At 70.4% G+C, this 12985-nt stretch carries 10 protein-coding genes; 6 read left to right on the top strand and 4 right to left on the bottom strand.

Annotated elements, in window-relative coordinates; all coding sequences use genetic code 11:
• From FDP22_RS14845 to FDP22_RS14835, 3 genes are read left to right on the top strand one after another with little or no spacing between them, the layout of a single operon-like run.
• Positions 1 to 585, top strand: a complete 585-nt coding sequence (locus FDP22_RS14845; RefSeq protein WP_138578261.1) for a YIP1 family protein — start codon at positions 1 to 3, stop codon at positions 583 to 585.
• Positions 582 to 1184 (top strand): Yip1 family protein, encoded by a 603-nt coding sequence (locus FDP22_RS14840; RefSeq protein ID WP_138578259.1) that lies wholly within the window; start codon positions 582 to 584, stop codon positions 1182 to 1184. Before FDP22_RS14845 ends, FDP22_RS14840 begins: the two co-directional genes overlap by 4 nt.
• Complete coding sequence (locus FDP22_RS14835; protein ID WP_138578257.1) at positions 1184 to 2404, top strand: cysteine desulfurase; 1221 nt, start codon at positions 1184 to 1186, stop codon at positions 2402 to 2404. Before FDP22_RS14840 ends, FDP22_RS14835 begins: the two co-directional genes overlap by 1 nt.
• A 98-nt stretch (positions 2405 to 2502) precedes the next feature.
• Here FDP22_RS14835 and FDP22_RS14830 read toward each other — a convergent pair whose 3' ends face one another.
• Positions 2503 to 4971 (bottom strand): penicillin acylase family protein, encoded by a 2469-nt coding sequence (locus tag FDP22_RS14830; RefSeq protein ID WP_138578255.1) that lies wholly within the window; start codon positions 4969 to 4971, stop codon positions 2503 to 2505.
• A gap of 94 nt (positions 4972 to 5065) precedes the next feature.
• On the opposite strand from FDP22_RS14830, the gene FDP22_RS14825 reads away from it, so the two are divergent.
• Entirely contained in the window at positions 5066 to 5932 is an 867-nt protein-coding gene (locus FDP22_RS14825) for an NAD(P)-dependent oxidoreductase (protein WP_138578253.1), read from the top strand.
• A 109-nt stretch (positions 5933 to 6041) separates the two neighbouring features.
• On the opposite strand, the gene FDP22_RS14820 is transcribed toward FDP22_RS14825, so the two are convergent.
• The 3 genes from FDP22_RS14820 to hemB form a co-directional block, all read right to left on the bottom strand.
• A complete protein-coding gene (locus FDP22_RS14820) occupies positions 6042 to 6542 on the bottom strand; it encodes a hypothetical protein (RefSeq protein ID WP_138578251.1) in 501 nt (166 codons plus the stop codon).
• 108 nt (positions 6543 to 6650) lie between these two features.
• A complete protein-coding gene (locus FDP22_RS14815; protein WP_138578249.1) occupies positions 6651 to 7202 on the bottom strand; it encodes a lipid-binding SYLF domain-containing protein in 552 nt (183 codons plus the stop codon).
• Between the two features lie 496 nt (positions 7203 to 7698).
• Entirely contained in the window at positions 7699 to 8706 is a 1008-nt protein-coding gene (hemB, locus tag FDP22_RS14810) for a porphobilinogen synthase (RefSeq protein WP_138578247.1), read from the bottom strand.
• A gap of 98 nt (positions 8707 to 8804) precedes the next feature.
• Between hemB and FDP22_RS24535 the strand changes: the two genes are divergently transcribed.
• Together FDP22_RS24535 and mfd are read left to right on the top strand one after the other, a co-directional pair.
• The gene (locus tag FDP22_RS24535; protein WP_138578245.1) at positions 8805 to 9338 is read left to right on the top strand and encodes a component of SufBCD complex; all 534 of its coding nucleotides are present in this window, start codon (positions 8805 to 8807) and stop codon (positions 9336 to 9338) included.
• 157 nt (positions 9339 to 9495) lie between these two features.
• On the top strand, positions 9496 to 12951 hold the full coding sequence (gene mfd, locus FDP22_RS14800; RefSeq protein ID WP_430225495.1) for a transcription-repair coupling factor: 3456 nt from the start codon (positions 9496 to 9498) through the stop codon (positions 12949 to 12951).
• Positions 12952 to 12985 lie beyond the last annotated feature (34 nt).

Genomic DNA, 12985 nt, shown 5'->3' with positions numbered 1-12985 from the left:
GTGCGCGACACCCTCCTCGGCCGCGTGCTGGCGGGCTACGGCGGCGTGCGCGCCTCCTTCCGCATGGAGGAGGAGCGCCGCCCGCAGGAATCGCGCCTGCTGTTCTACGCCATGCTGGCGATGACGGTGGTCTTCGTCGCGCGGCTGCCGGCGCTGGTGCGGGACATCCCGCCGCCGCAGCCGGGCGCGGACGACCCGGGGCCGGCCTTCGTGGGCGCGCTCTTCGTCAGCCACGTGCTGTTCGGGCCGCTGATGCTCTACGTGCTGGCCGCGGTGTCGCATGTCGTGTCGGGCTGGCTGGGCGGGCAGGGCAGCCACTACGCCTCGCGGCTGGCGCTGTTCTGGGCGCTGCTGCTCGTGGCGCCGCTAACGCTGGTTGCGGGCATGATCAACAGTCTCGCCCGGATGGGCGGGGTGGATCTCGCGGAGCTGCCCTCGGCGGTGGCCTCCCTCGTGTCGCTGTGGTTCTGGTCGCTCTGCCTCACCGAGGCGGAGCGTTTCGAGCACAGCGCCCCCACCTTCATCGCCCTGGTCGCGGTTCCGGCCGTCACCATGGCGCTGCTCTGGCTTGCAGGATCGGCATGAGCGAAACCTTCTCCCTCGGAAACGCCGTCTGGAACAGCGTCACGGCGCCGCGCGCGGCCGCCCGGGCCATCCTCGGTGCGGGGTTCGGCCTCGGCACCATCGCGCTGATCATCGCCACGAGCATCGTGATCGACGTCCTGGTCTACCAGGTGGTCACCCTCATCACCCCGCCGCCGCCCGGCGACACGGACCCCGCGCTGCTGGAGCTCATGCAGGTGCCGGGCATCTCGGTGCTGGGCATCGCGCTGCGGCTGGTGTCGATCTTCATTCTCGCCGGGGCCGTGGCACTGGGGGGCAAGTTCTCGCGCCACCCGGCGCCGTTCCCGCGCATCCTCACCGCGGTGGCCTGGTTCGGGCTGGTGATGTCGCTGCTCGGCATCGTGCAGAGCATCCTGCTCTTCGCCGTTCCGGGGCTGATGGTGGTGGTGAGCCTCGGCTTCATCGCGCTCCAGCTCTGGCTGTTCAGCAGCTTCATCGCCGAGGCGCTTCGGGTGGAGCGCGTGGGCCGCGTGGCCATGGTCACGGTCATCGTCTCCCTCGTGCTCTCCGCCCTGGTGTTCATGGGCGCCGTGGCAACCGCTCCCTCCGGAGGCATCTGATGTACGACGTTACCGAAATCCGCCGCGATTTCCCCATCCTCTCGCGGGAGGTGAACGGCAAGCCGCTCACCTATCTGGACAACGGCGCCTCGGCGCAGAAGCCGCGCGCGGTGATCGAGGCTGTCACCCGGGCCTATGAGCACGAATACGCCAACGTCCACCGCGGGCTGCACTTCCTCTCCAACCTCGCCACCGAGCAGTACGAGGCGGTGCGCGGCAAGCTGCAGCGCTTCCTCGGTGCCGCGCATGAGGACGAGATCCTGTTCACCACCGGCTCGACCATGTCGCTCAACCTGGTGAGCTACGGCTGGGCCGCGCCGCGGCTGGAGGCGGGGGACGAGATCATCCTCTCGGTGATGGAGCATCACGCCAACATCGTGCCCTGGCACTTCCTGCGCGAACGCCAGGGCGTGGTGCTGAAATGGGTGGAGCTGGACGCGAACGGCGACCTGGACCCCCAGGCGGTGATCGACGCCATCACCCCGCGCACCAGGATGATCGCCGTCACCCACATGTCGAACGTGCTGGGCACGGTGGTGGACGTGGCCGCGATCTGCGCTGCCGCCCGGGCCCGCGGCATCGTGACGGTGATCGACGGCAGCCAGGCCGCGGTGCACCTGCCGGTGAACGTGCAGGCGCTCGGCTGCGATTTCTACGCCATCACCGGCCACAAGCTCTACGGCCCCTCCGCCTCCGGCGCGCTCTACGCGGCGCGCGCGCGGATGGCCGAGATGCGCCCCTTCATCGGCGGCGGCGACATGATCCACGAGGTGAAGCGCGACACGATCACCTACAACGACCCGCCGCACAAGTTCGAGGCCGGCACGCCGGGCATCGTGCAGATGATCGGCCTCGGGGCTGCGATCGACTACATGACCGGGCTCGGCATGGAGAACATCGCCGCCCATGAGCACGGGCTGCGCGACTATGCGCGGGACCGGCTCGCCGGGCTCAACTGGCTGAACGTGCAGGGCCATTCGGCCACCAAGGGCGCGATCTTCTCCTTCACCATGGAAGGCGCGGGCCACCCGCACGACATCTCCACGGTGGTGGACCAGAAGGGCGTCGCCGTGCGCGCCGGCCACCATTGCGCACAGCCGCTGATGGAGTTCCTCGGCGTTACCGCCACCTGCCGGGCCTCCTTCGGCCTCTACAACACCGAGGCGGAGGTCGACACGCTGGTCGACGCGCTGGAGACCTGCCACCGCCTGTTTGCCTGAGGCAGGCTGCCCCCACCGGGCCCTGAGCGCCCTGCGCAGACCCGAACGCCCCGCCTTTCCGGCGGGGCGTTCGCATGTCCGGGCCCGGGCGGGCGCTGTCAGTCCGCGGCGTCCGGCACCAGCCGGGTGGTGCCGATGGCGCCGCCGCGGGCCTCGTCGATGTCCAGCGTCATGCGGATGTATTCGCCGCGCCCCCAGAGGTCCGACAGGTCGTCGTAGTGGCGCGAGAACGGGTGGCCGCTCTCTCCGGTGGAGATGATGTAGACCGAGCCGTTCGGGTCGGAGAAATCATACACCGCGCGGAAGCCGGAGCCGTGCACGTTGGCGTAGGGCGTGGGGCCGGAGTTGCGCATCTGGCCGCGCATCAGGGTGAAATCGCCGCCCGAGGTGGGCTGCTCGATGTTCACGAACATGGAGAAGGGGAAGATGTCGCCCAGCACCGGGTGCTTCTGCAGCGCCACATGCGCATCCCCCCAGCGCCAGCTGTCCATCTCCTCGCCGTAGGTTTCCTCCAGCTCGGTGAGCGCGTCGTCGAGCGCGAGGCGGGTGATGTCGGCGCAGGTCTCCACCGCCTCCGTCTTGGTGATGTCGCACCAGACCCCCGCGCCGTCCACGTTGCGCAGCACGCGCTCGATGAAGATCGGCTCGATGCCCTGCACCTGGTCGAAGAGCGGGCCCAGTTCGTCCAGCGCCAGGCGGCGGGTGAGCGCACGCACCCAGGCCGCGTAGATCAGCGGTTCCGGGGCGTACTGGTTCATCTCGCCGTTCCATTCCGCCAGCCTGTCCAGCGCGCGCTTGCGGAAGCGGCCGCGGGTGTCGTCCGGCGCCGGGTCCCCGGCCCACCACAGGTTGCGCGCCATCAGCGGCAGCAGGGTGCGCGCGGTTTCCGACACGATGTCGGTCTGGATCTCCACGAAGCTCTCGCGCGAGTGGAATTCGCGCTGTTCCAGCAGGCGGGTGGCGCGCGCGATGCGCTGGCTGTCGCCCCAGTCCAGGTTCAGGTGGTAGGGAAAGGGCTGGTTCGTGGTGCGGTTGTTGGTGTTGACCACGATGCCGCCGGGCGGGTTTTCCACGAAGGGCATGTCCTCGAAGGGCTCGATGCCGTCCCAGTCATTCTGCGCCACCCAGCCGGGCACCGGCAGGCGGCCCTGGCCCTGATGGGTGAGCCTGCGCAGCGGCGCTGCGCCCGCGACCTGCATCGCCACGTTGCCGGACCTGTCGGCCATGATGACGTTCTGCGCCGGGGCCACGGCGAGGGCCAGTGCCGGGCGGGCCTGGACGATCGAATGCGACCGCATCAGCCCGATCAGGCTCTCGATGCTGTGGTCATCCTCGGTGAGCCCGGTCCAGGCCAGGGCGGCGACATGGCCCTGCGGGGTCACCTGGTCGGCGCCGAAGAACCCGTCCGGGATCACCGGCCCGTGCCGGGTCCAGCGCAGGGTCATGCTTTGCGACACCTCGCCCTTCACCGCGATGAGCACGTCGCGGGTGCGGAAGGGCTGCGCGCCGGCGGGGGTGATGTAGCGGTCCGCATCCTGCGGGTCGAGCTTCTCGATGTAGACGTCCTGGTCATCGACATAGGCGGTGGTGAGGCCCCAGCCGAAATCCTCGTTGCGCCCCATCACCACCGCGGGAATGCCGGGGATGGAGGCGCCGATCACGTCCGTGCCCGGGAATTTCATCCGCACCAGCATCCACACGCCGGGCGCGGAAAGGGCAAGGTGCGGGTCCGTGGCGAGGAGCGGCTGGCCGGTGGCGGTGCGGCTGCCGTTGGCGGCGAAGGCGTTCGAGGCGCCGGCGAAGCCCGGCGCGTTCAGCGGCGAGAGGTCGGGCGCGGCGGCGGCATGCAGCACCGGGGCCTTCATCTGCGGGAACATCTGCGAGAATTCCGGCATCCCCACCACCGCCTGGTCCGGGTAATCCGGCAGGATGTCGCGCAGCCGCTCCGGCGGCAGGGCGAGGGAGAGCGCCGCGCGCCGGGTCTCCTTTGCCGCCTGGGCGGTGAGGTTCAGCGCCATCAGCTTGGCCACGGCGATGGAATCCGCCGGGGTCCAGGGCGCGATCTGCTGGGTGAAGAGCAGGAATTCCGGGGCGCCGCGGCCCAGCGCATCGCGCCCGACCTGGCTGATCCAGGCGTTCACCCCGGCCGAATAGGCTTCCAGCGCGGCCAGGGTTTCCGGGGACTGGTGCCGCACCGCGCGCACGGAGATGCCGTAGATGTCGAGCGCGCGCATGAGCCGGTCGGTCCGCAAGGTCCGCTCACCGAACAGCTCGGACAGGGTGCCCTGCGCGGTGCGCCGGCTCATCTCCATCTGCCACAGCCGGTCCTGCGCATGAACGAAGCCGAGGCCGAAATAGGTGTCCCGGTCCGTCTTGCCGAGGATGTGCGGGACCGCGTGAATGTCCCGGACGATCTCGACCGGCTGGTCGATCCCCGATACGCGGTACTTCCCGTCATAGTCCGGCAGGGAGCCGGAGGTGACGAGCCACGCGAGGCCGAACGCCCCCAGCCCCAGGACCACCATGAGCAGGAGAATCCGGGTGAGCCATTTGAATGCAAGGGCCATGGGGGCCTTTCCCTCGATCTTGACCCGCATTCCTTACCAGTCCATCAAGGCATGGGCAAACCGGAAGCTGGACACATAAAAGGGAGGCATCACCATGGCGAAGCTTGCATTTCTCGGCCTTGGCGTAATGGGTTATCCGATGGCGGGGCACCTGAAGGCGGCGGGCCACGAGGTGTGCGTCTACAATCGCACCGCCGCGAAGGCGGAGGCCTGGGTCGCCAAGCACGGCGGCACCTCCGCGGCCACGCCCGCGGCAGCGGCCGAGGGCGCAGAGGTGGTCTTTGCCTGCGTGGGCAATGACGACGACCTGCGCGCCGTCACCACCGGGCCGGAGGGCGCCTTTTCCGGCCTCGAGAAGGGCGCGGTCTTCGTGGACCACACCACAGCCTCGGCCGGGGTGGCGCGCGAGCTGGGCGCCGCCGCCGCCGAGGCCGGGTTCGGCTTCATCGACGCGCCCGTCTCCGGCGGCCAGGCCGGGGCGGAGAACGGCGTGCTCACGGTAATGTGTGGCGGCGAGGAGGCCACCTACGCGAAGGTGGCGCCTCTGATCGACGCCTTCGCCCGCTCCTGCCGGCTGATGGGGCCCGTCGGCTCCGGCCAGCTCACCAAGATGGTGAACCAGATCTGCATCGCGGGGCTGGTTCAGGGGCTCTCCGAGGGCATGAACTTCGCCCAGAAGGCCGGGCTCGACGGCGCGGCGGTGCTGGAGGTGATCTCCAAGGGAGCCGCCGGCTCCTGGCAGATGGAGAACCGCGGCACCACCATGCTGGCCGGCAAGTTCGACTTCGGCTTCGCGGTGGACTGGATGCGCAAGGACCTCGGCATCTGCCTCGCCGAGGCGAACGGCAACGGCGCCAGCCTGCCGGTGACGGCGCTGGTGGACCAGTTCTACAAGGACGTGCAGAAGATGGGCGGCGGCCGCTGGGACACCTCCTCGCTCATCGCGCGCCTGCAGGACTGAGGCAGAGCAGGGGCGCCCGGAACGGCCGGGCGCCCCGCCCCGCATCCTCGCGGCGGCGCCCGGCCTTCCGGCGGCGCTGCCGGGGGCGGGCCGGCCGCGCGCAGCGGCTTCACACCAGCTTGCCGAGCGAGAGCAGCTCGTTGAGCCCGTGCAGCAGCGCCCTGTGCCGGGGCACCCAGGAGAACAGCTTCTCGATACTGTCCTTCGCGGTCTTGGCGGCCTCGAAGCCGGTGTCGCTCTCGGCGATCTCCTTCTCCGGCGTCGGCGGCGCACCGTCGCTCTGCCGTTCGGCGCCGCCCCGGCCGTAGTGCCGGGCGACGAAGCGCATCTCCTGCCCGGTGAGGGCGACGAGCTCACGCCCGCGGTGGCGCTCCTGCGCGTCGGCGAGGAGATGATCGGTCACCTCGCGGGTGATCTCCGCCCGGATGATCTCCAGCAGATCATGCAGCATCATGTGCAGCTCCAGCATGCGCGCGGTGCGGGGGGCGGGAACCTCTCCCGGCGCGAGCCGGTGCAGCGCATCTCGCTTGCGCAGGGCGCAATGCAGCATGGCGGCGAGGAACGCGCCCCAGGCGGTAAACCAGTCTTCATCGGAAAAATCGTCGAACATGGCATGGCCTCCGAACTGCGGAACGGCCAGATGCTAGCACAGGAAGCCGTCGCGCGCGGAGCGGCGCGCGACTGGGCCGGGCGCGCGGGGGCGCCCGGCGGGAAGGCGTCAGCGGTAGATGCGGGAGAATTTCGCGCCTTCGAGGCTGGCGCCGGCCATCAGGCCCTCGCGGCCGAAGATGATGCCGATCACCGGCTTGTTCTGGGTATGGGTGGAGACGTTCACGCCCACGCCGTTGTCGGGGATGGTGATCTCGGCATCGGCGCCGGCGGTCCAGCCATCGGCGGTGCGGAAGTCCTTCAGGGCCTTCTCTGTCATGAAGAACAGCGCCTGGTTGGAGCGCTGGATGCCCGCCTGCAGGCCGAAGGAGGCGGCGGCGACGGAGTAGTAGTCGGTGGGCGCGCCGCCGACGAAGAGCGTGCCCTCGCCGTATTCGCCGCCCACCAGCAGGCCGGCCTTCTTCACGTCGGCCATCACGAGATAGCCCAGCGCGCGGGACATGAGGTCCGGCGCGCCGTTGACCTTGCGCAGTTCCTCGAGGGCGGCGGAGACGTTCGAGTCGATCTCCGCCTTGGTGTAGGCCGAGGCCGCGAGGGGCAGGGAGCAGGCTCCGAGCCCGGCGATGCCGGTGAGCATGGTCCGGCGGGTGATGACTGTCATGTTCTTTTCCTCTCGTTCTTCGGCCGGTGCCCCGAGAGCTCCGGACCAGCAATTGAACTGGAACCTGCCCCAGTTCCGTCGCAGCGGCAATCACCTATGCGTTATCTCGGTTACGCGATGCCCCGGGACGGAGCGGGATGTCTGGTACGGACCGCGCGCAAACCGGGCAGGAGACGCCCGTCCCGGCAGGGGGGCAGGCCCCCCGCACCCCGGTGGACGTGGCCGGCCGAAGGCCCGGCCCCCGGCGCGTGCCGCGATGGCGCGGGGCGGCGGGAGGGTGCGGGCGGCGATCCATCGGCGCGGGACGCCGATGATGCCGGCGGCGCGGCGTGCCCGCGTTGGACACCCGCACGGTGCAAGCGGCTGCGCGGGGAACCCGCGCGGTGCAAGCGGCTGCGCTGGAAACCCGCGCGCTGCGGGCGGTTGCGGATCGGCCGCGTTCGCCGGATCCGCTGTGATCCGGCGCCCCGGGGCGGATCTGTCGCTCGGGGGCGGATCAGTCGCCCTGGGCGAGCAGGGCGGCCACGCGGGGGGCGAAATAGGTCAGGATGCCGTCGCAACCGGCGCGCTTGAAGGCGCAGAGGCTCTCGAGCATGGCCTTTTCCTCGTCGATCCAGCCGTTCCGGCCCGCGGCCATGATCATCGCGTATTCACCGGAGACCTGGTAGGCGTAGGTGGGCAGGCCGAACTGGTCCTTCACCCGGCGGCAGACATCGAGATAGGGCATGCCCGGCTTGATCATCACCATGTCGGCGCCCTCGGCGATGTCGATCGCGGTCTCGCGGATCGCCTCGTCGGAATTGCCGCAGTCCATCTGGTAGGTCTTCTTGTCGCCGGTGAGCGCGCCGCCGGAGCCGACCGCGTCGCGGAACGGCCCGTAGAAGGCGGAGGCATATTTCGCCGAGTAGGACATGATGGAGACATCCGGGAAATCGTTTTCCTCCAGCGCGCGGCGGATGATGCCGATGCGCCCGTCCATCATGTCCGAGGGGCCGAGGATGTCGGCGCCGGCCTCGGCCTGGGCGAGGGCCTGCCTCTCCAGCGCGAGGAGGCTCTCGTCGTTGAGCACCTTGCCGTCGCGCACGATTCCGTCATGGCCGTCGGAATTGTAGGGGTCGAGGGCGACGTCGAGCAGGATGCCGATCTCCGGCACCGCGGCCTTGATGGCGCGGGTGGCGCGGCAGACGAGGTTTTCCGGGTTCCAGGCCTCCTCGGCGCCGGGAGACTTCACCGCGTCCGGCGTGTAGGGGAACAGCGCCATGCAGGGAATGCCGAGGGCGGCGGCCTGCTCGGCGGCAGCCACCGCGCGGTCCACCGACAGGCGCTCCACCCCGGGCAGGGAGCTGACGGGTTCGGCGATGTTCTCGCCGTCGCGCACGAAGATCGGCCAGATCAGGTCATCGCGGGTGAGGGTGGTCTCGCGCACCAGGCGCCGCATCCAGTCGGCCTGCCGCAGGCGCCGGGGGCGCAGGGCGGGAAAAGGGGCGTGAAGGCTGCGATCCATGATGCTACTCCGTGGGACAAGTCAGGACAGGGAATGCCACGCGGCGCCCGTCGGGGCAAGGCACGGAGCCATGGCGGTTTTGCCGGGGAGATATGCAGATGGGGTCTGGGACGGGACTGCCGGGATCATTCCTGGCGCTGATCGGCACGGGGACGTTCGACAATGTCTGGTACTGGGGGGTCACCATCCTGGCCTGGAGCGCTGCCTGCCACTGGACCGTGGGCGTGCCCCATGACCTGCTGATGCGCGCCGACCACCGGGGCGGGGCGGCGGCGCGGCAGGTGGACCAGCTCGCCGCCATCCACGCGGCGCGGCAGGCGGCGGCGGTGCGCGTGGCCGGGCCATACCTGCTGGCGGTGGCGGCCTTCGCGCTGTCGGTGGTGGTGACGCTGGCGGTGCATCCCGGGCTGGAGCTGGCGCAGGGGGTGAGCTTCCTCGCCCTGCCGCTGCTGCTGGTGAAGGTGCTGAACGTCCGGCTGGCCATCGCCATCGAGGCGCAGGCGATCCGGGGCGAGGCGCTGCGGCGCGGGCTGGCCCGGCGGCGTTTCTACAACCAGCTCATCGCCCTGCTTGCCATCACCGCCACGGCGCTGTTCGGGGCGGCCTTCCTGTTCGGGTTGCGGCGCTGGTAGGCCCGGATCCGGCCTCGCGGCTTGTCTCCGGCGCGCCGGGCCAGTATGGCAGGCAGGGTGCCGCATCTCCTGCGGCAGAGTTGACGCGCGGTGCCGCGCAGGAGCCCGCCGCGCGCGGCGCTCCGCTTGCCCGGCCCGAGACCCCGGATGGTCTGACATGAAGATGACACCGCTTCCTCCCGTCCGCACACTCGTCGGAGGTGCGCCGCAGGGCTTCGATGCGAAGCTCCTGTGCGACCTCGTGGCCCGCGCGAAGGGGCCGGTGATCCATGTCGCGCGCGATGACGCCCGGGTGGCGGCCCTGGCCGAGGCGCTGGCGGTGTTCGACCCCGGCCTGCCGGTGCTGCGCTTCCCGGCCTGGGACTGCCTGCCCTATGACCGGATCTCGCCCAATGCGGAGATCTCGGCCGCGCGCATGGCCACGCTGGCCACGCTGGCCGGCGGCTTCGAGCGGCCCTGCGTGCTGCTCACCACCCTCAACGCGGCCACCCAGCGCGTGCCGGCCCGCGACACCATCGCCGGTGCCAGCTTCTCGGCCCGGGTGGGACGGCAGATCGACCTCGCCGCCCTCACCTCCTACCTCGGACGCATGGGGTTCAACCGCGCCTCCACGGTGACGGAGCCGGGCGATTTCGCCATCCGCGGCGGCATCGTGGACATCTTCCCCCCGGGCGCGGGCGCGCCGGTGCGGCTGGACCTGTTCGGTGACGTGCTGGAGGGCGCCCGGCGCTTCGACGCCGAAACCCAGCGCACGGTGGAGAAGATCTCCTCGGTCGAACTGGCACCGGTGTCCGAGGTGATCCTCGACGAGGAGTCCATCGCCCGTTTCCGCACCCGCTACCGCGAGACCTTCGGCGCCGCCGGCCTGGACGACCCGCTCTACGAGGCGATCAGCGCCGGGCGCAAGCACCAGGGGTTCGAGCACTGGCTGCCGTTCTTCCACGCGCGCCTGGACACGCTGTTCGACTACCTGCCCGGCGCGCCGGTGAGCTTCGACGACCAGATCGAGCCCACCCGCCTCGCGCGCCAGGAAACGGTGGAGGACCATTACGAGGCCCGCGCGGCCGCGCTGCAGGGCCGGCAGATCTCCGGCACGGTCTACAAGCCGGTGGAGCCGCGCCTGCTCTACCTCGACGAGGCCGCCTGGAGCGCGGCGCTCGCCGACCGCGCCCTGCGCCCGTTCTCGGAACTGCCGCAACCCACGGGCCCGGGGGTGATCGACGCGGGCGGGCGCATCGGGCGCAACTTCGCGCCCGAGCGGCAGGCGCAGGACATCTCGCTGTTCGGCGCGCTGGCCGAGCATGTGCGCGCAAAGCGCAGGCGCGGGCAGGTGGTCATCGCCTCCTACTCGGAGGGCTCGCGCGAGCGGCTGGGCCACCTGCTGGCCGATGCCGGGCTGGATGGCGCCGAGCCGGTGGCCCGCTGGGCCGACATGACCGACCCGAAGGGGCTCTACCTGATCATCTGGGGGCTGGAGCACGGGTTCGAGATCGACGGCACCACGGTGATCTCGGAGCAGGACGTGCTGGGCGACCGGCTGATCCGCGCACCCAGGAAGCGCCGCCGGGCGGAGAACTTCCTCACCGAGGTGGGCGCCATCTCCCCCGGCGACCTGGTGGTGCATGTGGACCACGGCGTGGGCCGCTACATCGGCCTGCAGACCATCGAGGCGATGGGCGCGCCGCATGAATGCCTTGCCCTCGAATACGCGAACGCCGACAAGCTCTACCTGCCGGTGGAGAACATCGAGCTGCTCACCCGCTACGGCCATGAGGAGGGCCTGCTGGACCGGCTGGGCGGCGGCGCCTGGCAGGCCAAGAAGGCCAAGCTCAAGGAACGCATCCGCGAGATGGCCGACAAGCTCATCCGCATCGCCGCCGAGCGGATGCTGCGCAAGGGCGAGATCCTCACCCCGCCCGAGGGCGGGCTGTGGGAGGAGTTCTGCGCCCGCTTCCCCTATCAGGAAACCGAGGACCAGCTCGCCGCCATCAACGACGTGCTGGAGGACATGCAGTCCGGCCGGCCGATGGACCGGCTGATCTGCGGCGACGTGGGCTTCGGCAAGACCGAGGTGGCGCTGCGCGCCGCCTTCATCGCGGCGCTGTCCGGGGTGCAGGTGGCGGTGGTGGCGCCCACCACGCTGCTGGCCCGCCAGCACTACAAGGGCTTTGCCGAGCGGTTCCGCGGCATGCCCGTGCGGGTGCGCCACCTGTCGCGCTTCGTGACGGCGAAGGAGGCGCAGGAGACCCGTGACGGGCTGGCGCGCGGCGAGGTGGAGATCGTGGTCGGCACCCATGCGCTGCTCTCCCGGCAGGTGCGCTTCGCCCATCTGGGGCTGCTGGTGATCGACGAGGAGCAGCATTTCGGCGTGGCGCACAAGGAGCGGCTGAAGCAGCTGCGCTCGGACATCCACGTGCTCACCATGACGGCGACGCCGATCCCGCGCACGCTGCAGATGTCGCTTTCGGGCGTGCGCGAGCTGTCGCTCATCGCCTCGCCGCCGGTGGACCGGCTGGCGATCCGCACCTATGTGAGCCCGTTCGACCCGGTGGTGGTGCGCGAGGCGCTCCTGCGCGAGCATTACCGGGGCGGGCAGTCCTTCTTCGTGGTGCCGCGCATCACCGACCTGGCCGAGACGGAGACCTTCCTGCGCGAGCAGCTTCCGGAGCTTTCGGTGGTCGTGGCGCACGGGCAGATGGCCCCGGGCGAGCTCGATGACCGGATGAACGCCTTCTACGACGGCAAGTACGACGTGCTGCTGGCCACCACCATCGTGGAATCCGGTCTCGACATCCCGGCGGCGAACACGCTGGTGGTGGGCCGGGCGGACATGTTCGGCCTCGCCCAGCTCTACCAGATCCGCGGTCGCGTGGGCCGCTCCAAGCTGCGCGCCTATGCCTATTTCACCACCGAGCCGCGCAAGAAGCTCACGCCCGCAGCGGAGAAGCGCCTGAAGGTGCTGGGCTCGCTGGACAGCCTCGGCGCCGGCTTCAACCTCGCCTCGCATGACCTCGACATCCGCGGCGCCGGCAACCTGCTGGGCGAGGAACAGTCCGGCCAGGTGCGGGAGGTGGGCTACGAGCTCTACCAGGAGATGCTGGAGGAGGCGATCGCGCGCATCCGCTCCGGCCAGGGCGAGGGGCTGGCGGACCTCGACGATACCTGGTCGCCGCAGATCAACCTCGGCGTGCCGGTGCTGATCCCGGAGGAATACGTGCCGGACCTCGACGTGCGCCTCGGCCTCTACCGCCGCCTCTCGGGGCTGGAGACGAAGGTGGAACTGGAGGGGTTCGCCGCGGAGCTGATCGACCGCTTCGGCGCCCTGCCGCGCGAGGTGGAGGTGCTGATGCGCGTGGTGCGCATCAAGGCCATGTGCCGCCGCGCCGGCATCGCCCGGCTCGACACCGGGCCCAAGGGGGCGGTGCTCACCTTCCGGCATGACAAGTTCGCGAACCCCGCCGGGCTGGTGGCCTTCCTCAGCGAGCAGAAGGGCCAGGCGAAGATCCGCGACAACAAGGTGGTGATCCAGCGCAGCTGGGAGACCGCCGGTCAGCGGGTGAAAGGCGCCTACGGCATCGCGCGCGACCTCGCCGCCCTCGCGAAACAGGCCTGAGGCGGCGGGCCCGGCGCGTGCCCCGGGCGGGAGG

Origin of the sequence: Paroceanicella profunda, from assembly GCF_005887635.2 — a bacterium.
Taxonomy (GTDB): Bacteria; Pseudomonadota; Alphaproteobacteria; order Rhodobacterales; family Rhodobacteraceae; genus Paroceanicella; species Paroceanicella profunda.
The sequence above is the reverse complement of the archived record's forward strand: the minus strand, read 5'-3'. Positions and strand labels throughout refer to the sequence as shown.

Bases quoted from the DNA above. Each gene is read 5' to 3' on its own strand.
- FDP22_RS14830 (WP_138578255.1), bottom strand. From the start codon at position 4,971: ATGGCCCTTGCATTCAAATGGCTCACCCGGATTCTCCTGCTCATGGTG.
- hemB (WP_138578247.1), bottom strand. From the start codon at position 8,706: ATGGATCGCAGCCTTCACGCCCCTTTTCCCGCCCTGCGCCCCCGGCGC.
- mfd (WP_430225495.1), top strand. From the start codon at position 9,496: ATGAAGATGACACCGCTTCCTCCCGTCCGCACACTCGTCGGAGGTGCG.
- FDP22_RS14820 (WP_138578251.1), bottom strand. From the start codon at position 6,542: ATGTTCGACGATTTTTCCGATGAAGACTGGTTTACCGCCTGGGGCGCG.
- FDP22_RS14815 (WP_138578249.1), bottom strand. From the start codon at position 7,202: ATGACAGTCATCACCCGCCGGACCATGCTCACCGGCATCGCCGGGCTC.
- FDP22_RS14825 (WP_138578253.1), top strand. From the start codon at position 5,066: ATGGCGAAGCTTGCATTTCTCGGCCTTGGCGTAATGGGTTATCCGATG.
- FDP22_RS14835 (WP_138578257.1), top strand. From the start codon at position 1,184: ATGTACGACGTTACCGAAATCCGCCGCGATTTCCCCATCCTCTCGCGG.
- FDP22_RS14840 (WP_138578259.1), top strand. From the start codon at position 582: ATGAGCGAAACCTTCTCCCTCGGAAACGCCGTCTGGAACAGCGTCACG.
- FDP22_RS24535 (WP_138578245.1), top strand. From the start codon at position 8,805: ATGGGGTCTGGGACGGGACTGCCGGGATCATTCCTGGCGCTGATCGGC.